Origin of the sequence: Dyadobacter sp. CY312 (assembly GCF_021390535.1) — a bacterium.
In the GTDB taxonomy this organism is placed as follows: domain Bacteria; phylum Bacteroidota; class Bacteroidia; order Cytophagales; family Spirosomataceae; genus Dyadobacter.
This window is the reverse complement of record NZ_JAJUXG010000012.1, coordinates 241,091-261,564: the sequence shown is the minus strand read 5'-3', so window position 1 is coordinate 261,564 and position 20,474 is coordinate 241,091. Positions and strand designations below refer to the sequence as shown.

22 protein-coding genes are annotated in these 20,474 nt (G+C 41.5%); 6 read left to right on the top strand and 16 right to left on the bottom strand.

The genetic code is table 11. The annotated features are described in order from the left end of the window. Positions 1–11 precede the first annotated feature (11 nt). Positions 12–218: a hypothetical protein gene (locus LZG71_RS17915; RefSeq protein WP_233822601.1), complete on the bottom strand. Its 207-nt coding sequence runs from the start codon at positions 216–218 to the stop codon at positions 12–14. 91 nt (positions 219–309) lie between these two features. Continuing rightward, positions 310–1,566 carry a metallophosphoesterase gene (locus LZG71_RS17910; protein WP_233822600.1) on the bottom strand — a complete coding sequence of 419 codons (1,257 nt, stop codon included), beginning with the start codon at positions 1,564–1,566 and terminating at the stop codon, positions 310–312. A 199-nt stretch (positions 1,567–1,765) separates the two neighbouring features. On the opposite strand from LZG71_RS17910, the gene LZG71_RS17905 reads away from it, so the two are divergent. Further along, the gene (locus tag LZG71_RS17905; protein ID WP_233822598.1) at positions 1,766–1,987 is read left to right on the top strand and encodes a hypothetical protein; all 222 of its coding nucleotides are present in this window, start codon (positions 1,766–1,768) and stop codon (positions 1,985–1,987) included. A gap of 4 nt (positions 1,988–1,991) precedes the next feature. Here LZG71_RS17905 and LZG71_RS17900 read toward each other — a convergent pair whose 3' ends face one another. After that, entirely contained in the window at positions 1,992–2,552 is a 561-nt protein-coding gene (locus LZG71_RS17900) for a YqgE/AlgH family protein (protein ID WP_233822596.1), read from the bottom strand. Between the two features lie 131 nt (positions 2,553–2,683). On the opposite strand from LZG71_RS17900, the gene LZG71_RS17895 reads away from it, so the two are divergent. Next, the gene (locus LZG71_RS17895; protein WP_233822594.1) at positions 2,684–3,208 is read left to right on the top strand and encodes a gamma carbonic anhydrase family protein; all 525 of its coding nucleotides are present in this window, start codon (positions 2,684–2,686) and stop codon (positions 3,206–3,208) included. Here the strand turns inward: LZG71_RS17895 and LZG71_RS17890 are convergent. After that, entirely contained in the window at positions 3,172–3,834 is a 663-nt protein-coding gene (locus tag LZG71_RS17890) for a DedA family protein (RefSeq protein ID WP_233822592.1), read from the bottom strand. The two genes, LZG71_RS17895 and LZG71_RS17890, sit on opposite strands and share 37 nt — an antisense overlap. Positions 3,835–3,876: 42 nt before the next feature. After that, positions 3,877–5,760 (bottom strand): ABC-F family ATP-binding cassette domain-containing protein, encoded by a 1,884-nt coding sequence (locus LZG71_RS17885; RefSeq protein WP_233822590.1) that lies wholly within the window; start codon positions 5,758–5,760, stop codon positions 3,877–3,879. Between the two features lie 139 nt (positions 5,761–5,899). On the opposite strand from LZG71_RS17885, the gene LZG71_RS17880 reads away from it, so the two are divergent. Both LZG71_RS17880 and LZG71_RS17875 read left to right on the top strand, forming a co-directional pair. Further along, the gene (locus LZG71_RS17880) at positions 5,900–6,883 is read left to right on the top strand and encodes a formylglycine-generating enzyme family protein (RefSeq protein WP_233822589.1); all 984 of its coding nucleotides are present in this window, start codon (positions 5,900–5,902) and stop codon (positions 6,881–6,883) included. Positions 6,884–6,915: 32 nt separating this feature from the next. Next, a complete protein-coding gene (locus LZG71_RS17875) occupies positions 6,916–8,259 on the top strand; it encodes a Gfo/Idh/MocA family protein (RefSeq protein ID WP_233822587.1) in 1,344 nt (447 codons plus the stop codon). 56 nt (positions 8,260–8,315) lie between these two features. On the opposite strand, the gene LZG71_RS17870 is transcribed toward LZG71_RS17875, so the two are convergent. Genes LZG71_RS17870 through LZG71_RS17860 form a run of 3 tightly spaced genes read right to left on the bottom strand, consistent with a single transcriptional unit; the run spans position 8,316 to position 11,757 of the window. After that, complete coding sequence (locus tag LZG71_RS17870) at positions 8,316–9,308, bottom strand: FAD:protein FMN transferase (protein ID WP_233822585.1); 993 nt, start codon at positions 9,306–9,308, stop codon at positions 8,316–8,318. After that, positions 9,305–10,384: a chorismate synthase gene (gene aroC / locus LZG71_RS17865; RefSeq protein ID WP_233822583.1), complete on the bottom strand. Its 1,080-nt coding sequence runs from the start codon at positions 10,382–10,384 to the stop codon at positions 9,305–9,307. Before aroC ends, LZG71_RS17870 begins: the two co-directional genes overlap by 4 nt. A gap of 8 nt (positions 10,385–10,392) precedes the next feature. After that, complete coding sequence (locus LZG71_RS17860; RefSeq protein ID WP_233822581.1) at positions 10,393–11,757, bottom strand: BatD family protein; 1,365 nt, start codon at positions 11,755–11,757, stop codon at positions 10,393–10,395. A 135-nt stretch (positions 11,758–11,892) separates the two neighbouring features. Between LZG71_RS17860 and LZG71_RS17855 the strand changes: the two genes are divergently transcribed. After that, a complete protein-coding gene (locus LZG71_RS17855; RefSeq protein WP_233822579.1) occupies positions 11,893–12,099 on the top strand; it encodes a hypothetical protein in 207 nt (68 codons plus the stop codon). An 82-nt stretch (positions 12,100–12,181) separates the two neighbouring features. Here LZG71_RS17855 and LZG71_RS17850 read toward each other — a convergent pair whose 3' ends face one another. From LZG71_RS17850 to LZG71_RS17825, 6 genes are all read right to left on the bottom strand, one after another. Continuing rightward, a complete protein-coding gene (locus tag LZG71_RS17850; protein WP_233822577.1) occupies positions 12,182–13,912 on the bottom strand; it encodes a tetratricopeptide repeat protein in 1,731 nt (576 codons plus the stop codon). 80 nt (positions 13,913–13,992) lie between these two features. Continuing rightward, complete coding sequence (locus LZG71_RS17845) at positions 13,993–14,946, bottom strand: PstS family phosphate ABC transporter substrate-binding protein (RefSeq protein WP_233822575.1); 954 nt, start codon at positions 14,944–14,946, stop codon at positions 13,993–13,995. 224 nt (positions 14,947–15,170) lie between these two features. Further along, positions 15,171–15,995, bottom strand: coding sequence for an energy transducer TonB (locus LZG71_RS17840; RefSeq protein ID WP_233822573.1), 825 nt, complete (start codon positions 15,993–15,995; stop codon positions 15,171–15,173). Positions 15,996–16,020: 25 nt separating this feature from the next. After that, positions 16,021–16,605, bottom strand: a complete 585-nt coding sequence (locus LZG71_RS17835) for a biopolymer transporter ExbD (protein WP_233822571.1) — start codon at positions 16,603–16,605, stop codon at positions 16,021–16,023. Positions 16,606–16,644: 39 nt separating this feature from the next. Beyond that, on the bottom strand, positions 16,645–17,256 hold the full coding sequence (locus LZG71_RS17830; protein ID WP_233822569.1) for a biopolymer transporter ExbD: 612 nt from the start codon (positions 17,254–17,256) through the stop codon (positions 16,645–16,647). A gap of 66 nt (positions 17,257–17,322) precedes the next feature. Continuing rightward, the gene (locus tag LZG71_RS17825; RefSeq protein ID WP_233822567.1) at positions 17,323–18,162 is read right to left on the bottom strand and encodes a MotA/TolQ/ExbB proton channel family protein; all 840 of its coding nucleotides are present in this window, start codon (positions 18,160–18,162) and stop codon (positions 17,323–17,325) included. A 626-nt stretch (positions 18,163–18,788) separates the two neighbouring features. Between LZG71_RS17825 and gatC the strand changes: the two genes are divergently transcribed. Next, positions 18,789–19,076 carry an Asp-tRNA(Asn)/Glu-tRNA(Gln) amidotransferase subunit GatC gene (gatC, locus tag LZG71_RS17820; protein WP_233822565.1) on the top strand — a complete coding sequence of 96 codons (288 nt, stop codon included), beginning with the start codon at positions 18,789–18,791 and terminating at the stop codon, positions 19,074–19,076. Here the strand turns inward: gatC and LZG71_RS17815 are convergent. Together LZG71_RS17815 and def are read right to left on the bottom strand one after the other, a co-directional pair. Further along, a complete protein-coding gene (locus LZG71_RS17815) occupies positions 19,066–19,851 on the bottom strand; it encodes an amidohydrolase (RefSeq protein WP_233822563.1) in 786 nt (261 codons plus the stop codon). The two genes, gatC and LZG71_RS17815, sit on opposite strands and share 11 nt — an antisense overlap. 24 nt (positions 19,852–19,875) lie before the next feature. Beyond that, on the bottom strand, positions 19,876–20,460 hold the full coding sequence (gene def, locus LZG71_RS17810; RefSeq protein ID WP_233822561.1) for a peptide deformylase: 585 nt from the start codon (positions 20,458–20,460) through the stop codon (positions 19,876–19,878). Positions 20,461–20,474 lie beyond the last annotated feature (14 nt).

Sequence of the window (20,474 nt, the reverse complement as noted above, 5' to 3'; positions counted from 1 at the left end):
AAGGTTCCAACTCATTTATTGGGACATCCACAGTCGCTCTTTCGCTTGAATATTCCCAGTATTTTTTTGGATTTGGGCTTTTTATACCCCTTGAATTTTTTCTTTTTCTTACCAAAAAGCTCTGTTTTCACTGTTTCCGGCTTTGCGGTTACAGGTGTTACCATCGTAACGCTCAGAGAAAGTGCAAATAGCAACAGCAAAGAGATACTTTTTTTCATAACAAATTGTGATTTGTACTGTAAATTCCTATGTTTAACTAACGCAAAAACCATCGCAAGCGTATAATTTCGAGGTTATTTTGGGTTCCAATCAGGCTCTTACCAATTCCAGCATGGTAATTTCAGGTAATATTCCAACCCGACCCGGGTAACCCAAATAACCGAAGCCCCGGTTGACATAAAGATACTGCTCGTTTTCTTCATACAAACCAGCCCACTGCTTATACCGATATTGCACGGGACTCCACCGTAACTTACCTATTTCTACACCGAACTGCATACCGTGCGTATGACCTGCAAAGGCGATATCTATATCCTTATACTTTGGTAACACCTGAGCCTGCCAGTGACTTGGATCATGGGAAAGTAATATTTTAACAGGATAATTGTCAGTCCCCTGGTAAGCCTTTTCAAGATTTCCGTATTTAGCGAAATTTCCAGCGCCCCAGTTCTGTATACCAATAAGTCCGATCTCCTCTCCGTCCACTTTAATAGCCCGGTTTTCGTCCAGCATCAGGTTCCATCCCAGCAACTGATGAGCTCTTTTCAGATCAGCAAGATTACTGATTTTCGCATCCTGACTCGCCCATTGAAAATAATCGCCATAATCGTGGTTTCCCAAAACAGAATGTACACCCAGAGGAGCTTTTACTTTGTCAAAAATGTTGATGTAATCCTTTACCTCGCTAGCGCGATCGTTAACAAGGTCACCTGTAAAAAAAGCGATATCCGGTTTTTCCTTCATCAACATTTCTACGCCGCCTTTGACAGCAGTTTTGTTAAAAAAACTACCTGAGTGTATATCAGAAAGCTGTGCAATCTTTATTCCGTCAAAGGCTTTTGGCAGATTTTTCAGTGGTACACGCACTCTCCGTATCCGGTAATCGTGTGCGCCGGATATTATTCCAAATGCAAAAGTTCCCATTAATCCCGCCCCTGCAACAACCGCGGTCTTGGCTAAAAACTCTGAACGGGGTATTACAGGTTCTCCTGTCTCAGGCGACGGAACCGCAACGGAAGGAAAGAAAAAGCTGATAATCCACTGAAAAAAACGGCGAATGTCATCAATTAGCAACACAAATACAGCCAGCAATTTGGATAAATATGGTATCGCAATAAATGCAAATACGAATGTTCGGGCAGTACGACTAAAATAATCGGGAGGTAACAGCTGCATTCCAACATAGGCTATGAGCGTAAGCATTGTAAAACCCCAGTATGCACCGCCTATCCATCGCTGTGTAACCGGGGTGAAATTTCGAATGGCCAATTTTAAACCCTGCCAAACGTACCAGTCAATTGCTACAAGAATGAATGTGAGCAGTATAAAGAAAAATGTTCGATTCATTTTAACGAAAATCAATGTATATCATCCGTTAACATTGAAGAATGTTTTCACGTTCATAGAGACACATTATTATTGTAACGTTACTGCACGAGCGGATAAATTCTGATTTCCAGCGGTTTCAATCGATTGGTGAACGGTAAAGTTTATATTTTTGCATTTCAACTGTTTTGCAGTCCTAATTATATAAAATAGCAATACCATGTCCGAGTTTGATTTTAAGCGCTACCACATAAGATCCATGAACGCAGGTTCCGATCAGGAAAGAGCCAGTATCAATCAGGAATTGAAGGATTTGTATTCGTCTTTATCAGAAGAAGATAAAGCGGAATTCAACAAACAGCTGCAAACGTTCTTAACTACACAGGTAGCCAGGATCAAATCGGATTACGAGTCTGTACACGGATTAAATCAGCCCAATTGAGCTTTTAATTTAACCTTGGGTCAGTTGGGTAGTGTGCAATAGAACGATATTCTCCGCCCATACTACGTAATATTTCCCTCCAAAAGTTGCCCGGTGGTGTGTCAAAAATGAAGTCTGATGTGGTATTGGTCACGATCCATGAATCCTGATCAAGCTCTTCGTCCAGCTGCCCTTCTCCCCAACCTGAGTAACCAATAAAAAATCTGACATCATCTTCCTTAACGGTGTTCATGTTCAGCAACTTTTGCAAATGTTCAAAATCACCTCCCCAGAATACCCCATCAATAATTTCCATTCCTCCAGAGATGAGATCCGGCCTGCGGTGAATAAAATGAAGTGTATTCTTTTCGACGGGCCCGCCAAGATGCAAGGGAACATCCTGATAGATTGTTTCTTCCAGCACATCTCCCAAAAATAAATCTGTCACCTGATTCAATACAAACCCAAAACTCCCGGGGCTGTTATACTCACACAGCAGTATAACTCCTCTTTCGAAATTCGGATCGCCCAGAAATGGTTTGGCAATCAGTAAACTGCCCTTTTTTATATGTTTGGAAGAAGACATAACGAATAAGGATATGGTTAATTCATCTACGAAATATATTTAATTTCGGTAACATTTATTAGCTTTCAGCAAATGTGTGTCTGTTTCCAAACTTAAAACCGACTGTCGCCGATAGTTTACTAATAAAAATTATGCCGCTTATAAAATCTGTTCGGGGAAAACACCCGGTCTTTGGTAAAAATTGCTGGTTTGCCGAAAACGCAACCATTGTAGGAGATGTAGAAATGGGAGAAAACTGCACCGTTTGGTTTAACGCAGTGATTCGTGGCGATGTAAATAGTATTCGTATCGGAAAGTTTTCCAATGTGCAGGATGGTGCAGTAATACACTGCACTTATCAGCGCTTTGCGACAACCATTGGTGATTATGTGTCCGTCGCTCACAATGCAATTGTCCACGGCTGCACCATCGAAAACCATGTTCTGATCGGAATGGGTGCGATTGTAATGGACGGCGCGGTGATCGGTACAGGTTCCATTGTGGCTGCCGGAGCTATTGTAACTCAGGGGACAAAAGTGCCCCCCGGAACAATTTTTGCCGGAAATCCTGCAAGATATTTAAAAGACGTATCACAGGAACTGAACGCTGCCATTGACCGAACGGCTAACAATTACATTACTTATTCGGGTTGGTTCAAAGAAGAAGAAGAATCCTGATTAGCTTCTTTCCTGGCATTGAGATACGCTTTAATTACTGTAAATGTGGTGATGGCCAGGAAGAATAGGATGATGTATTCAACATAATTGACAATCTCGGGGAAACGCTCACCGAAAAGGTATCCCCCGCCCGTTAAGGTAATTATCCAGATAGCTCCGCCCGACACGTTGTTGATCAGAAAGGATACAAATGGCATTTTTACCAAGCCTGCCAGAATAGGTGCGAAGGTCCGGACGATCGGCAAAAAACGGCTGATAATCAACGTTCTACTCCCATATTTGTCAAAATATTTTCGCGTTGTTTCAAGGTGTTTTTTCTTGAAAAACAACGAATCCGGTCTATTCTCAAACATATCACCGAAGTATTTTCCGAAGATATAGCCCACCAGCGATCCCAGTACAGCCGCAGTGAACAGGGATATTAGTAAAATGGCGATCGGAACATCCAAAATACCCGTTCCGCAGAACACTCCTGCAAGAAACACAAGATAATCACCCGGCAGAAAAAATGCAAAGAACAGTCCGTTTTCGGCGAAAACGATGAAAGTAATCACCAAAAGCCCACCCGTACGGATGAGCTCTTCGGAATTCAATATGTATTGAAAAAATTCGGTTATAGAATTCATGGTTTACTATTGCGGATTTGTAATAAAACACCTGCTCTATTTTCAGGCATTCTCGGACAATTCAAGCCATCTCATTTCCTTCTCAGCCTGGCTATTTGTTAATCCCTCGATCTCAATAGCCCATTTGGTCACCTCGACATGAGAACCACCCTTGTTTATATTTTCTAATAATTGCGCTTTCTTCTTCTCCATCTGAGCCATTTCAGCTTCCAGAGTTTCCAATTCCTTTTGCTCTTTAAAACTCAGCTTTCTCTTCGCAACAGCTGGTGCGGCTACCACCTCTTTCACTGGGGCTACAGGTGCAGGCTTGTTGGCTTTTGAAGCTTCTGCTAGTTTTTTCTCCGCTTCCACATCATCCTGATAATCTCTTAGTTCAGTATAGTTTCCGGGGAAATCACTGATGCGACCTTCGCCTTCGAAAACAAAAATATGCTCAACGAGCCTGTCGAGGAAGTATCTATCGTGGGAAACGATGAGCAGACAGCCCGGAAAATTCAGAAGAAACTCTTCCAGGACATTTAAACTTGCAATATCCAGATCATTGGTTGGCTCATCCAGAATCAGGAAGTTCGGCTGCTTGATCAATATTAACAGAAGCTGTAACCTCCGTTTTTCTCCTCCACTCAGTTTGGAAATAAAGTCATATTGCTTGGAAGGCGAGAATAGGAAAGCTTGCAGCAGGTTACCCACAGTAACCGTTTCGCCGGTTCCAAGCTGTACCACCTCAGCAACATCTTTCACGATGTCAATTACACGCTGGTTTTCATTAAACACAAGATCGGATTGTTTGTAATAACCAAACTGCACCGTTTCCCCGGTATCAATTTTACCACTATCCGGTTGCAGTTCACCAGTGATCATATTCAGAAGAGTCGACTTACCCATACCGTTTTGCCCCACAATCCCAATCCGGTCTCCTTTTCTAAAAGTATATTCAAAATTCTTGATCAACTGGCGCTCTCCAAAGCCTTTATTGACATTTTCCATCTCAATAATTTTGCTTCCAAGTCGCGACGTGCGCACGTTCAGCTCCATCTGAGTGTCAAATTTCTTCTGGCTTGCTTTTTCTTTCAAATCCTCAAAAGCATCTACACGGTATTTCGCCTTGGTTCCACGTGCTTTGGGTTGCTTACGGATCCATTCCAGCTCCTTACGCATCAGGTTTCTCGCCTTATCGATTCCGGCTGCCTCAATTTCTTCCCTTTCTGCTTTTTTCTCAAGGAAATAAGAATAATTGCCTTTGTAGGTATATGCAGAGCCATGATCCAGTTCCAGTACCTGGTTACAAACAGTGTCCAGAAAGTACCTATCGTGCGTAACGACCAGAATTGTCGTATTAGAAGTGTTAAGATATTCTTCCAGCCACTCAACGGTGTCCAGATCAAGGTGGTTGGTAGGTTCATCCAGAATGAGCAATTCAGGATCTTCCAGCAAAACTTTCGCTAATGCCACCCGTTTGCGTTGTCCGCCTGACAATGTTCCGTACAGATTTTCCGTATTATGAATTCCCAGCCGACCCAGGATTTCCTTGGTCCTGTATTCAAAGTCCCAGGCATTATACTTGTCCATATCCTCCATTGCAGATGCCAGCTCATCATGGTTATCTGTTTCAATGGCATGTTCATATCTTTTTACAGTTTGAGCTACCGGGTTATTGGATGAGAATATAACTTCAAGAATCGGTAGAGTCTCGTCAAATGCGGGGCTCTGATCCAGATATCCCACACGAATGTCCTTTCTTACACTCACTGATCCTTCATCAGTGGGAATCTTACCTGTCAGAATGTTCAGGAATGTAGTTTTCCCTGTACCGTTGGTTCCAATGAGTGCTATTTTGTCTCCCCTGCTTATTCCAAAACTAATATTTTTAAAAAGCCATCGATCTCCAAAAGACTTGGCAATATTTTCTGCTGAAAGGTAATTCATAAGTAAAATTCAATTTCTAAAACACAAAGTTAGGACAGATATTAAACAACTAAGAAAAAATTCGTTTTCATACGGTAAATACCATAATATTGCTCCTTATATTTTGTTATAATGTTCCATTGAACACCATCAAGTTATCATGTACAAAAAATTCCTTTACCTAATCCCATCTTTAATTTTTTCCAACTCCATTGCTCAGAACTCTGACTTCAAAAACTACACTCAAAAAATAGGCGGGAGTGCTCAGGTTTACGACATGGTTGCCATTCCCGGCGGAGAATTTACAATGGGAAGTCCCAAAACAGAAAAAGGCAGAAGAGAAGACGAAGGCCCGCAGCACAAGGTAAAACTGGAACCTTTCTGGATGGGGAAATTCGAAGTCGTATGGGATATTTATGACCTTTACGCTTTCAAAAACATGGAGAAAGAAATGGCGCTCCGCCATCCCGATCCTGATAAAAGCGTTGCAAAAACTGATGCAAGTACAAGACCAAGTCCTCCATATGTTGATATGTCGTTTGGAATGGGAAGAGCTGGATATCCGGCGATTAACATGACACAATATGCTGCGATTCATTTTTGCAAGTGGCTTTATGAAAAAACGGGTATATTTTATCGACTGCCAACAGAGGCTGAATGGGAATATGCCTGCCGCGCCGGTAGCACCACAGCCTATTCTTTTGGCAACGACGCATCCAAGATTGGTGAGTATGCATGGTATCAGAAAAACAGCGACGCTTCTTACAAAAAAATCGGTTTGAAGAAACCCAATGCATGGGGATTGCACGATATGCATGGTAATGTAATGGAATGGACGCTTGATCAATATATTCCGGACTACTACGCAAAACAGCCAAAAGGTGAAGCTTATGCGCCAGTAACGGAATTGTACCCTACTGCCGTAAGAGGAGGATCATGGGACGACGAGCCAGAAAATATCAGAAGTGCAGCCCGCACAGCCTCAAAACCTGAATGGAAAATACTCGATCCTCAGTTGCCTAAAAGTGAGTGGTGGATGACGAGCGCTTCATTTGTTGGTTTCCGATTGGTGAGACCCCTGAAGACACCATCAGCTGAGGAAATAAAAGCATATTTCAGCCCAACGCTGATCGAAGACTATTGAAAAACTACTTAAACTCTTAAATACAAAGCATTATGGAACAAAATCGTCGTGATTTTCTTAAAGCATCCAGCTTGTTTGCTGGCGGTGCATTACTCAACCCGTTGACCGGTTACGGTTTTAACAGTGCAGTAGACGAAACAATTAGAGTTGCACTCATTGGTTGTGGAGGACGTGGGACAGGTGCGGCAGCACAAGCGTTAAGCACAACTCAGAATGTTCAGATCGTGGCGATGGCTGATGCTTTTAAAGACAGACTTGACCAGGCATATAACAGCCTTACACAGAAAAAATATAAAAATTCTGCGGGAGCTCCTGTTGATACAAAATTGAAGGTGAATGTTCCTGACGATCGTAAGTTCGTAGGTTTCGATGCTTTCAAAAAAGCAATTGCTCTTAAAGATGTTGATGTAGTTATTCTGGCTACACCTCCCGGTTTCCGTCCTTCGCATTTTGAAGAAGCGGTAAAAAATAACAAGCATATCTTTATGGAAAAACCTGTTGCTACGGACGCTCCGGGAATTCGTAAGGTGCTTCAGGTTGCCGAAGAAGCAAAACAGAAGAAATTAAATGTAGTCGTTGGTTTACAGCGTCACTACCAGAACAATTATCTGCAGGCAATCAAAAGAATTCATGATGGTGCTATTGGGGATATTGTTGGCGGGCAAGTGTATTGGGTTGGAAACAGTCCCTGGATGAAAGAACGCCAGCCTAACCAGACAGAAATGGAATACCAAATGAGAAACTGGTATTATTTTAACTGGCTGTGTGGTGACCATATTTCTGAACAACACGTGCACAATATTGACGTTGCCAACTGGGTAAAAGGAAGTTATCCGGTACAAATTCAGGGAACTGGTGGTCGTGAAGTGCGTAAAGGAAAAGCTTATGGCGAGATTTTTGATCACCATACCTTGGATCTTGTATATGCAGACGGGACAACAATTTCCAGCCAATGCCGTCAGTTTGAAGGAACCTGGAACCGCGTAGATGAAGCTTTCGTAGGAACGAAAGGACGCATAGATAGCTTCGATGGCAACAAAACAGCACTAAAAGATTATAAAGGAGGCGTTATTTATCAACACGATGCTAAGGCAGACGGAAATCCATATCAGGTTGAACACGACGAACTTTTCGCAGCTGTGGCTAAAGGAGAATATAAGTTTGCGGATGCAGAAAACGGCGCTAAAAGCACAATGACGGCCATTATGGGTCGTATGGCTACTTATTCAGGTAAAATGATCAAGTGGGATGAGGCGCTCAATTCAGATATCAACCTTTTCCCGGATAAGCTGGCATGGGATGCGAATCCGAAAATCATGCCTGGTCCGGATGGTTTCTATCCTGTGGCTGTTCCAGGTAAATCTATTGTGATTTAGAATCATCTCTTATAAACTAAAAAAAACCGGAGTGATTTCAGATCACTCCGGTTTTTTTAGTTTATTGTATTCCACTCTCTTACCTGCTCTCCTTTCATTTCTACCAGCCATACTTTGTTGTCAGGAAAACGGTCAAGGTACTTTCTCCCTTCATCAATCCCCGAGACACTAAAAGCAGTAGCAAGCGCATCCGCCTCGGTGGCGTTAGGGGAGATGACTGTCGTACGAAGATGAAATAGTAGACCAATACCTGTTTTGGGATTAACTATATGCGAGTATCGCTTCCCCTCATATTCAAGATAACGGTAGGTAGGTCCTGATGTAGCAATACCAACATTAGCATATTCAATGGTTCGTAGAGAATCGCTGCCTGTCGATACTACAATTTTCCAGCCTTTTTCACCAGGCGGTGGGTCCATAAGCGCCAATTTACCACCTGCATCGATCATTGCAGACTTGATTCCGTAACTTCTCAATACTTTAACAGCCTCATCTGCTGCATATCCCTTGCCAAGGCCGCCAATATCCAGTCTCATACCTTTCTTGTGAAGAGCTATTTTTTGGTTGGCTACATCAAATTTAATTTTCTTATATCCTGTTTTAGACAGTGCCGACCGAATCAGCTTCCTATCTGGCAAATAACCCTTACGCGTTGCGCGTCGCCACTCCTGAACAATTGGGCCGAGTGTCGCATCAAATGCCCCGTTGGTTTTACGACTAATATCATTCGAAATGTGTAAAATATCAAAGAGGTCTTTGCTTACTTCGATCCATTTCCGTGAACCGGATTGAGCGGATACACGATTAATCTCGCTGTCGTCACGGTAGTCGCTTAAAGAAGCATTCAGGTCTTCAATCCTTTTAAATGCACTTCTTGCCGCAAGATTAGCAGTAGAGTCGTCAGGAGCATAAATAATGAGCTTGAAGGGCGAACCCATCAAGCCCTTTTCAAATGTATATCTTTTATCCTGAGCATATAGCCCACGGGATAAAAAGCAGACAAGTAATAGTAAAAAGATTTTCCGACAGGAAATATCTCTTAATATCATACTCTGCTCGTTTTATTACGAAGATAAAAGTCTGCCAGAACAAGTGCTGCCATGGACTCCACAATAGGTACAGCACGCGGAACTACACAGGGATCATGACGTCCTTTACCCTGAACAACCGCAACGTCACCGTGCTGATCAATACTTGCCTGATCCTGCATAATAGTGGCTACAGGCTTAAAAGCTACCTTAAAATAGATATCTTCTCCATTGGAGATACCGCCCTGTATTCCTCCTGAATGATTGGTACGCGTATGCACTCCGTTTTCCGAGTCTACATAAAAAGCATCGTTGTGTTGTGAACCAAGCATCTCCACTCCCTCAAAACCACTTCCATATTCAAAACCCTTCACAGCGTTAATACTCAGCATTGCTTTTCCCAATTCCGCATGCAACTTATCGAACACAGGCTCACCCCAGCCGGCTGGCACGCCTTCTACTACACAATTTACCACCCCGCCAACTGAGTCGCCATTTTTCCTGATCCCATCTATGTAATCAAACATTTGTTGAGCAATAACCGGATCAGGGCAACGTACTGCATTATTTTCAGTTTCAGTAAGATCAAGTTCTTTATAAGATTTGGAAATCTTTATACTACCAACTTGTGAAACATACGCCTGTATGCGTACCCCAACTTGCGCCAAGAGCAATTTGGCCAGCGCACCTGCGGCCACCCGGGCAGCAGTTTCCCGGGCAGAACTCCGGCCACCTCCGCGGTAATCCCGCACGCCATACTTAACCTGATAGGTATAATCAGCATGTGAGGGACGATATTGCGCTGCAATGTGAGAATAGTCTTTGCTTCGTTGATCCTCATTTCTGATTATCAGGGCAATTGGAGTACCGGTGGTTAATCCTTCAAATACGCCTGAAAGAACTTCGAATTCATCCGCTTCCTTACGTTGTGTTGTGATTCTCGACTGCCCTGGTTTTCTTCGTGTAAGTTCTGACTGAATAAAATCAGTATCAAACTGTACACCAGCCGGACATCCTTCAATAATAACGCCGATTCCTACTCCGTGAGACTCCCCGAAAGTGGCAATCTTAAATATTTTCCCGTATGTACTTCCCATTTATCTATTTACTTTCTGAAAACCCAAAACATTGCAAGTACCAAAATAATTACAAGGGCATTCGTTACAGCTTTAAAAAATCCTTTATAGTTAAAACTCTCCTTAGTACTATCAAGTGCTTCAAGGTTATCATACAACCCCATTGATCCACTCAAAGATATGTTTCCAAGTTTATAATCCTCTCCTTTTACCTCTATTTTCTTGGCAGATCTCAAAGTATCGTAACGTTCCTGCACAGGATCGAAATAGATCCATTGAAAATAACGGCTCAGCGGAAATGTCCCGTCCTTACGTGGAACTACAAAGTAATCAAACGTCATTTCTCCGGAAACTTTGGAATAACTCCTTTTTATTTCCTGACTCCTTTCCGGCGGATAAAAGTCAAATGACGAATTCAATTCAATGACCGGAGCAGGAATTGCCGCAATGTTCCCCAAACCCTGTATTTTAAATTCATATCTGACGCTTTCTCCCGGGTACACGAGCGCACTTGATAGTTTTTCCGCCATGTTATACTGCCCAACTGCTACCTGATCCATTAAGGGATGTTTGGGCAGAGATTTCACTCTGATCAGCCGCGGTAAAGACCTGAATGACCTGATTACCTTATGCTGAACATTTACTGCATTCTTATTCTCTATCACAAGCATATTAAGTACTACCGAAGGCAGTACAACATCCTGAAGTGTGATAGGAAACAGCTGCGCCTGGTACATATTATACTCTGTGTACTTTTTCCCTTTAATATTAACCTGGCGTTTTACAATTTCTTCGATCCCAACATTTTCCTCCCAGCAATTAGCAGGTCTTATTTTCTTGAGTATATTTTGTAACTGAATATTAAATTGGTAAAATTCCATCTGTACGGGGGCGGACTCCGCTATGTATAGAGAAATTCCGAGTGCAAATCCCTCTCTGATATAGACACTACGTTTATCCGTCTTAACTGATAAAAATACATCCTCTCCATTCAATTCAGGCTCTGGCAGGTAAGTAATTTCATCTGTATTGATAACATTGGATTCAGGGACACCAAATGAAACAGTGGTTCCCTCCGACCTGACCTTGACGCCATTTATCAAAACAAAAAAGTCGGGTATTTCGTACTGCCCTATCTTGCCTGCATAATATTCCTGATTAATCGTCTGAACAACTATCTTCTTACCGTCAATTGTATTTACTGTACTGGTTGCAGATCTGCTCCTTTTTTCCAGACCATTGATATCCGGGAATATTACCGGAGGTCTGTTTTCAACATCTTTCAGGACAGCTGAAATTATAAATGGCTCATTGATACCCAGCTCTCTTGATCCTAATTCGATGGTAGCAGTCGAGGTTATATCCTGGGCCAGAGAAATATTTAAAAAACACAAAATTATATATAATATAGCATATAATCTCATCCGAAAATTTCGTTAACTTTAAGAGTAGCCAGACAGTACTGTTGCTGGAACACTGGCTATTGTTATTTGAAGATCACGTCCCTAAACACAAAACTACGTAATACTATGGCCTCCATGCTTGAATACATTAAAATTATTCTGCAAAAGGTGAGTTTTGACCGCAGATTGTTTGAAAAGGAATTAAAAAAAGCAATAAGAATGTTAATGCCGGCGGAAGTTAAGAGATTGAGATTGTGGTGCTATGAACATTATAGCAGTGTATACTTACCCGTTTTGAACAATTGCTTTCCTCATCTGTCTCCATTAGGTTAAAATTACTTTGCATTTATAATAATACAAAAGAGCCTTTCAGGATTATCCTGAAAGGCTCTTTTGTATTAATTGCTCCAACTAATTATTTCTTCTTAACTGGCGCTGGTGCCGCTGCCGCTGGTTGCGCAGCTGCCGCTAACCCCAATGCTTCCTTAGCGTTCGCATTTTCCGGATCCACCGTCAGAAGTTTATTCCAATACTCTTTTGACTTTGCTTCATCCTTCAAAGTGGTAGCTGAATAGAATGCCAGGTAGGGATACACCACTTTCAGAAAGTTCTTGTATTTAGCCTGATCAGTGTCTTTTTCTGCAATCTCTGCGAACTTAGCGTAGTGCGGAGCAGATATACCCTTGTCTATATTTTCCTGTCTGTCATGGGCATTGTACAAAGAAACACCTCTCCAATAGTATGCATAAGGCCACTCAGGAGACTTAACAGTAACAACTGCGAATACAGAATCAGCTTTAAGATTCAATGCTCTTTTATCCAAAACTATTTTAGCGCTGTCGGCTCCTTCTGCAATCGTTTTTGAAGCCTTTTGGAAATAAGAAAGCCCCAAATAGTAATTATCATTGATAATTGTCTTAGCGGCTGTATCTAAAGGAATTCCTTTTTCGAAAGCTAGAATTGCATTATCATAATCCTTCGCGGTGTAGTACAATGTAGCCACTTCTTTAAAAGTTGCTGCTGCCTCAGCTTTATTGGTATCCAGTTCGGCACCTTTCATGATGTAAACAACACCAGTAGAGTCATATGGTTTACCTTCCGCTGTTGCCTTCAGGTTATAAGCACGTCCCAAATATTTATAATCGTCACCAATTACTTTATCCGGAGCCTTTTTAATCAGGTCGTTAAGGTTGGTAATTGATTTATCAGCTTCGTTAGTCTTAAAGTAAGCCCAACCATACATACGCTGAATCATTGGATTTTCTATTTTACCGTCAACGCTCTTCAAAATTTCAAGTGTTTTTGCGTAATCATCCGCTGTAAATGAAAACTTAGCACCACGTAAAATTAGCTCAGGATCGGTAGTTGCACTTTTCTGAACAAACAAATCAAAGTTTTCAGCAGCTTGTTTGTACTTCTGACCCAGGAAATAAAGCTCTGCAAGATCTTTGTATGCTGGCGCAAAGTTAGGATCAGCTTCAATCGCTTTCTTGTAGTTTTCCAAAGCAAGATTGTAGTTCTTACCGCGCAAATAAATCTGACCGATGCGGTTGTGAGCAACTGCATAGTTTGGCTTGGCAGTAAGTGCATATTCATAAGCGGTTACTGCTGCACCACCTTCATTGCGCAACATCAATGCATCACCTTTAGCAATGTAAGCATCTGCAAGATTTTTATCTCTCTTAACAGCTTCGTCCAATAAACGTATAGCTTCCGCAGGATCACTGTTCTTTTCAAACAATGTATATGCCTCACCTATTCTGTACAAAACCTCAGCATCTTTTTTCTTTTTCTTTTCAGCTTCGTCAAAAAGCGCCTTTGCTTTTGTTCTATCACCTTTAGCCAAAGCAATTGTTCCAAGACCTACATTGTTGATGTAAGATTTGTCATCTAATTGCAGTCCTTTTTCGAAAGCCTTCTGAGCCTCGTCTAGCTGATTGTTTTTAACATAATAATAGCCCAGATAATATTGATTGTCGGCAGATGGTGTTCCTTCTGCTAACTTTTTGAACAATTCTCCGGCTTCGTTAAACCTTTCGGTATGGATTAGGGCTAATCCATCCTGAACTGTTTGTGCCTGTACATTCACAAATGCCAACACACTAAATACAAACGCTACTAACTTCATTCTCATGTTTCTGTTCATTTTTTACCCGGTTAATATAATGATAAAAAATTTGGTCTTTCAATAAACAAGTCCAAATGTGAAAAATTGTATATAAGATACTAAAAATTTTCGCCTGTCTTGATCTCCACCTGACGTGGGAATCGGATTGTAGGAATTAACCCCATTTTTTGGATAATTAGCCCACCTACGTCTCTTGCTATGTAAGTCATCAATCCTCCTCCCAAACCTGAATACTCCTCACGACTGATTATGTAAACATCTCTGGATAAAGGATAATTTCTGAACTCCAAACCCGCCTGAAATGGCTGGTAATAATTAGACAAAGAATCCGGTTTGTCTTTTTTAGATATTCCAAATACGTTTAATCCTTCTGACAGCTCTCTGCTTTTTAACGAATGTCCGTCGCTTATCCAATTCACTCCTATAAAACCAAGGGCCAATGGATTCTTTCTCACATCTTCGATCACTTTCTCATTAGAGCCGGAAGCAACAATCCGAAGATTTTTAAGGTCTTTCAGCCCAAATTTCTCCCTTATAAAATTAAGGTTACTGGAATTAACATCGTCAAATATGAGGGTAATTAATCCAGTCTGATTACTTCCTGGCAACTGAGACCAGTTTGTGATTTTTCCTTCAAAAATCCCCCTAAGTTCCGCCAAAGTCATTAAACTATCGGAATTGACTTTGCTTGCCACAACAGCTAACCCATCGATTGCAATATGCTGATGTTTCACATATCCCTTTTGCTGCTTCACAATATCACTTTCCTTGCTCGTCAGTTCACGGGTTGTAATAACGAGCCTGGCGCTGTCTTTCAAAAGTTGTAACACCGTCTGTTGCTCTGGTTTATAATCAACTTTGAAGTGAGCATCAGGATATATACCTTCATAAGCTCTCGTCAATCCATCAACCAATGGCTTAAACGATTCGTCAGATGCTATCGTGATCGTGCCTCTTCTTGGATTATCTACCTCCGAACTTGTGTTCGTAGAGCAAGCGGTCATGATTGGGATTATCACAATAAGCTTAACCGCACTTCTGAAAATATTCATGGCTCGTTCTGATTTTTTTGCCTTTTCCACACGCGATAGCCCCGAAATGACCCATATAAAATAAGTGTGCCAGCTAACGCATACTTTTGCACATTCGTGATCGGTAAGAAATTAAAAGACGAGGAGGAGAAGATCAAATAGATCCCTCCTCCCACGTATATCAGAGCCATTAACAACGAGGCAAGATCCAGGACCTTCTCATGCAATGGTGTTCCCTTCATGAGTTACTCCAACTGGAAGTTAATAGGAAGGTTATATTTTACACGTACTGCACGTCCTGATTGCTTACCTGGTTTCCATTTCGGCATTGCTTTCACAACACGAATAGCTTCCTCATCGCAACCAAAGCCCAGTCCTTTTAATACTTGCACATCCTGGATACTTCCATCTACATTTACAACGAAGGACATAAACACACGTCCGGATACGTTGGCACGAGAAGCAGCACTCGGATATTTGATGTTTTTACCTAAGTATTTATACATCTCAGAAGTACCTCCCGGAAATTCTGGCTGCTGCTCAACAACGGTAAAGACTTTCTCAGGTTCCGGAGCGGCCTCAACTACTGTACCTTTACTAGGAGCTGCAACAGCTTCTGGTGCCACAATAATTTCGTTCGCATTAGGATCTCCTTCAATTGTTTTGTTGGCAACAACGGCTTCTTTGATTTCCTCTACCGTTGGCGGAGGTGTTTCCTCAGGAACCTCTTCATCCTTTTTTACTTCAGGAGGAAGGAATTTCACCGTGTTCACCTTAGGCTGCTCAATTGGCGGCGGTGGCGGCGGTGGTGGTTCTGCCGGATCTATTGGCGGTGGTGGCATTTTCATTAAATCCACTTCAACTTCAACTAGCTCCTCTTTGTCGTCAGTAGCAAATTTGCTTATAATCGTTGGCGCAAACATTGCCATTAGAAAGAGTGCAGCACCTATTAAAGTAGCTTTTGTCACATCCGCACGGTATCCCCTGCGAAGTGTAAATGCTCCATACGCCTTATTACGATTTGCAAACACTATATCATCCAGTGTCGCATTCGGGCCTAATTCTGCCATGGCGATTTAATTAAAATTGTTAGAATTAATTTTTAGGTTTGATCTTGTCACCAAGAACTTTTTTCTCCGCATCCGACAGGAAATCCACAAGCGCATATCTTTTAGATTTGGTTATAGCCATTTCATCCAAAACATCCACCATGTTTTTATAAGAAGAAACATCAGTCGGTTTGATAACCACTACGAATGCTTCATTACCTTTATCATCCTTAGGATTCGCCGCATTGATACGTCTTTGCGAAGCAAAAATAACGTCTCTTAATTCAGCTCCGTGACGGGTTGTTTTCAAAGAAGCTTGTGCATTATCATCGTCAGCAGAAACGCCGTCCAGGTAGTAAACATCATCGTTCGCTCCCATGAAAAGTGTTAATACTTTTGATGCTTTCAGCGGCTCGGTTTGCTCTTCTTTCTTATCCTCTTGCTTGTCAGGAAAGAAAACAGACATTGCCGTTGGCTTGCTCATTGTGGTGGCTAGCATGAAGAAGGTTATCAGTAGAAATCCAAGGTCCACCATGGGTGTCATATCCACCCGGGTCGACATCTTTTTACCTCTAACCTTACCATCACCTTTACCATGCCCACCGCCACCGGATTCTTCAATAGCTGCCATGTTATTACTTTAAAAGTGAAACAGTTGTTCTTTTAATTACTACTCTTTAAAACCTGCCGGAGCATCCTCGCTGCCTGTAATGAGAGAGAACTTGTTGATATTTTGCGACTGAAGGTTCGCCAATACATCCTTAAACTTAGGAAACTTGGCAATGTTATCCCCTTTCAAAGCAATTCTCAATCCTGGGTTCGCCTTTCTAGCGGCATAAACCCAGTCTGCAAGTTCACTGGTTCCAGTCGAATCCGTTGGAATACCAGGCTGCTTTACGCTTGCCATCTGATCCTTAGGCATGTTCAACCAAGGTTTCAGCTGATTAATAGGAAGACCAAAGCTCGTTTGAATCGAAAACTTTGCCTTCTCAACATCACTGAATGAAATACCCTTGGTTTGAGCAATGTTATCCAGCATTTCAATACGCGTCGGCTTTGCATCTACGCCAAAGTAAACCTTGCCGTCTTTGTCGATGCTAATGATCATCAACTCATCATCTGGTACTTTAATCTGCGAAATGGATGTTGGAGTTGTAATCTCCGCATCATTCGTTTTAAAAGTAGCCGTCATGATAAAGAATGTCAGTAGCAAGAACGCCACGTCCGTCATCGCTGTCATGTCAGTATGCGGCGGGTGTTTCTTAGGCTTAACTACTCCCATGGTTATACAAATATATAAGTTTTTTTAATATTAACGAAAATTATATATCAATAGTATTTAAAACTATTAATAATGAGCAGCAAAGTTCTGCTGAATGCTCAAACCGATTTCGTCAATACTGTAAGTAAGGTCGTCTACACGACTGTTAAGGTATGCATAAGAGATAGTTGCAATTGCAGATGTACCGATACCAATCGCAGTGTTGATAAGGGCCTCAGAGATACCCGCTGCAAGTGCACCTGAATCAGAAGCTCCTGATGCTCCAAGAGCAGCAAATGCACGGATCATACCAAGTACCGTTCCAAGAAGTGCAATAAGGGTAGAAGCTCCTGCAAGTGTTGCAATAACTGTCAGGTTTTTCTGAAGCATTGGCAATTCCAACGTAGTAGCTTCGTCAACTTCTTTCTGAAGAGCAGCTAGTTTTTGTTCTTTGTCTAGTTGTGTTTCGTTAGCCAATTGCTTGTATTTCAACAAACCAGCCTTGATAACATTACCAACTGAACCTTTTTGTTTGTCGCACTCCTTGATAGCTTCGTCAACTTGGTTTTTGTCCAAAAGACTTTTGATTTTGCGAACAAACGAATCAATACTTCCTGTACCGTTTGCTTTACCAATTGTAATCATACGCTCGATTGTAAAAACAAGTACGATCAAGAAACATGTCATTAAAATAGGTACAATAGGTCCTCCCTCGTGGACAATACCGAAATAATCACCTTGTTTTGGTCCTTTTGTGTGATCGCCGTCAACAAAGTGCTCAGGAGCACCCAGAACGAAAACGTAAACAGCCAAAGCGATTGCAAATAATACAGGGATTACCAATGCCGGATTTAAACCGCCAGAGCCTTTTGATGCTGCTGCTGCAGACTTAGGTGCTGGTGCCGGACTTGTAGCTTTCTTTTCCATCAGACTTACTTTTAAAGGTTAAATTGAGATTTTGGTTGTGAATTAAATAAAAGTTTTGGTTTAAACAGGCTTTTGTAAAATAAAATTTTGGTTAGTCTGCTATCATATCGACTTTCACAAAAGTATGAGTTTTCCTTTTAAAAAAAAGCAAGCTTTTGCGCTGATTTTTTGTTCCGTTTTTAAGTATCCTAAACACCAATTGTATAATTTAAAGAATGTTAACGAGAACGCATTTAGGTAACAACCGGCCGTTTCTACTGATAAAGAGCAAGATAGAACCACATTTTGAACAAACTAAAATTGCACTCTTTTAGTCAAATTGAATCAACTTGTTTTATAAATACCCCGTTTAAGGTTTAAAAAATTTCAATATATCAACAGAAAAGCAAATATTATTTCCCACACATTGTAACTTTGACTGTGTGTTTTATATCAATACTCGCTTAAAAAGTTTCATTCTTCTCATTCTGCACTTTTCGTATGAACAGTTTCCGACGATTAATGTTCTCTGTTGAGAACTAATCTCATATTACATTCATCAGATTAAGTCGAATGGTTGGCAAAAATGTGATAATTTTGGGTTCCACAAAGCCATTAACCCAGAACTTAACAAATTCTTAATAATTATGAAGATCGATAAAGAGTCTCTAAAAAAGATTGCGCACCTGGCCAGATTAGAGATAAAACCAGAAGAAGAAACTACCCTGCTAAACAGTATGGACTCGGTACTTTCCTGGATGGAACAACTTAACGAGATTGATACCGAAGGAGTTGAACCTTTGACCCACATGATGGACGAAGAAAATAACTGGAGACGCGACGAGAGCACTAATGCTCTGACCCGTGAAGAAGCGCTACAAAACGCTCCTTCGAAAAACACAACCTATATAATGGTACCGAAGGTTATTGAATAACAATTTGAAATGCATCAGCATCCAGATACGCAGGAAAGTCCTGCCTGTAGATTTCCAAACTCTTCTTTGAAAGGTTCACTATTTTAGACTGCTCCGCGGAACCGAGCGCACAGATCGGTTCACCCAAGAAGTCGTTCACAACTGAATCTCCCTGATAAGTAAGACCATTCCCGTCTTCACCTATCCGATTTACACCTATAACATAACTCTGGTTCTCAATTGCTCTTGCCTGTAAGAGTACGTTCCAGGCATGAGCACGACGTGCCGGCCAGTTGGCTACATATATAAGGAGGTCAAATGGGTCAGAATTAATATTCCGGCTCCAAACGGGAAATCTTAAATCATAACATACCAATCCCAAAATATTCCATCCTCTCCAACTGATCAAGGTTCGGGACGTTCCGGCAGAATAGATTTCATGCTCCTGCCCCATTCTGAACAGATGGCGCTTGTCGTAATTAAGAAAAGTGCCATCGGGAAATACAGCAAAGAGCCTGTTAAAATAACCGGATGCCTCTTTTACAGCAAAACTACCAACAATGAGAGCATCGGTTTGAGCAGCGATCTGCTTCAGCCAGCGGGTCGTAGTCAGATTAACCGGCTCGGCTATACTTGTATTCATTGTAAAACCCGAGTTGAACATCTCAGGAAGTACAATGATATCAACTGCCTTTTCCAGTTGAGCTATCTTTTCTTCAAGGGAAGACAAGTTGGCAGTGGTATCCTCCCAATAAAGATCCGTTTGTATTAAAGCAACTGCCAGCTCATCTTTCATATTATCAGATTGTTGAGAAAAGGATTACCGGCGTCCGGGAAACTTCATTCTATAATCAGCATCTACGTTACCTTTGGTAATGTCTGCCAATTTTTTCTTAATTAATTGTTTTTTCAAGGTAGGCAGATAATCAACAAAAAGCTTACCCAACAGATGGTCGTATTCGTGCTGAATAATTCTGGCAGCCATACCATTATATTCCTCCACATATTCATTCCAGTCGATGTCTCTGTAACGGATTTTCACACGTTCCGGTCTATATACATCTCCCCGGATACCAGGAATGCTTAAACAACCCTCTTCAAAGGCCCACTCTTTCCCATCTTCCTCCAAAATTTCAGGATTAATGAAGGTTTTCTTAAAATCAACAAGAGAAAGATCCGGCTCATCATCATCGTCTTCATCCTTCTCACTAAATGGAGTTGCGTCTACGACAAAAACACGGATATTCATTCCGATCTGAGGGGCAGCCAATCCGACACCATTTGCAGAATACATAGTTTCAAACATATCCGCAGATAATTTTTTCAAATCCAGCTCCTCTTTTTCAATAAAGCGTGTCGGTTTTCTAAGTATTGGATCGCCGTAGGCTATAACAGGATAAATCATTTTTAAAGAATATG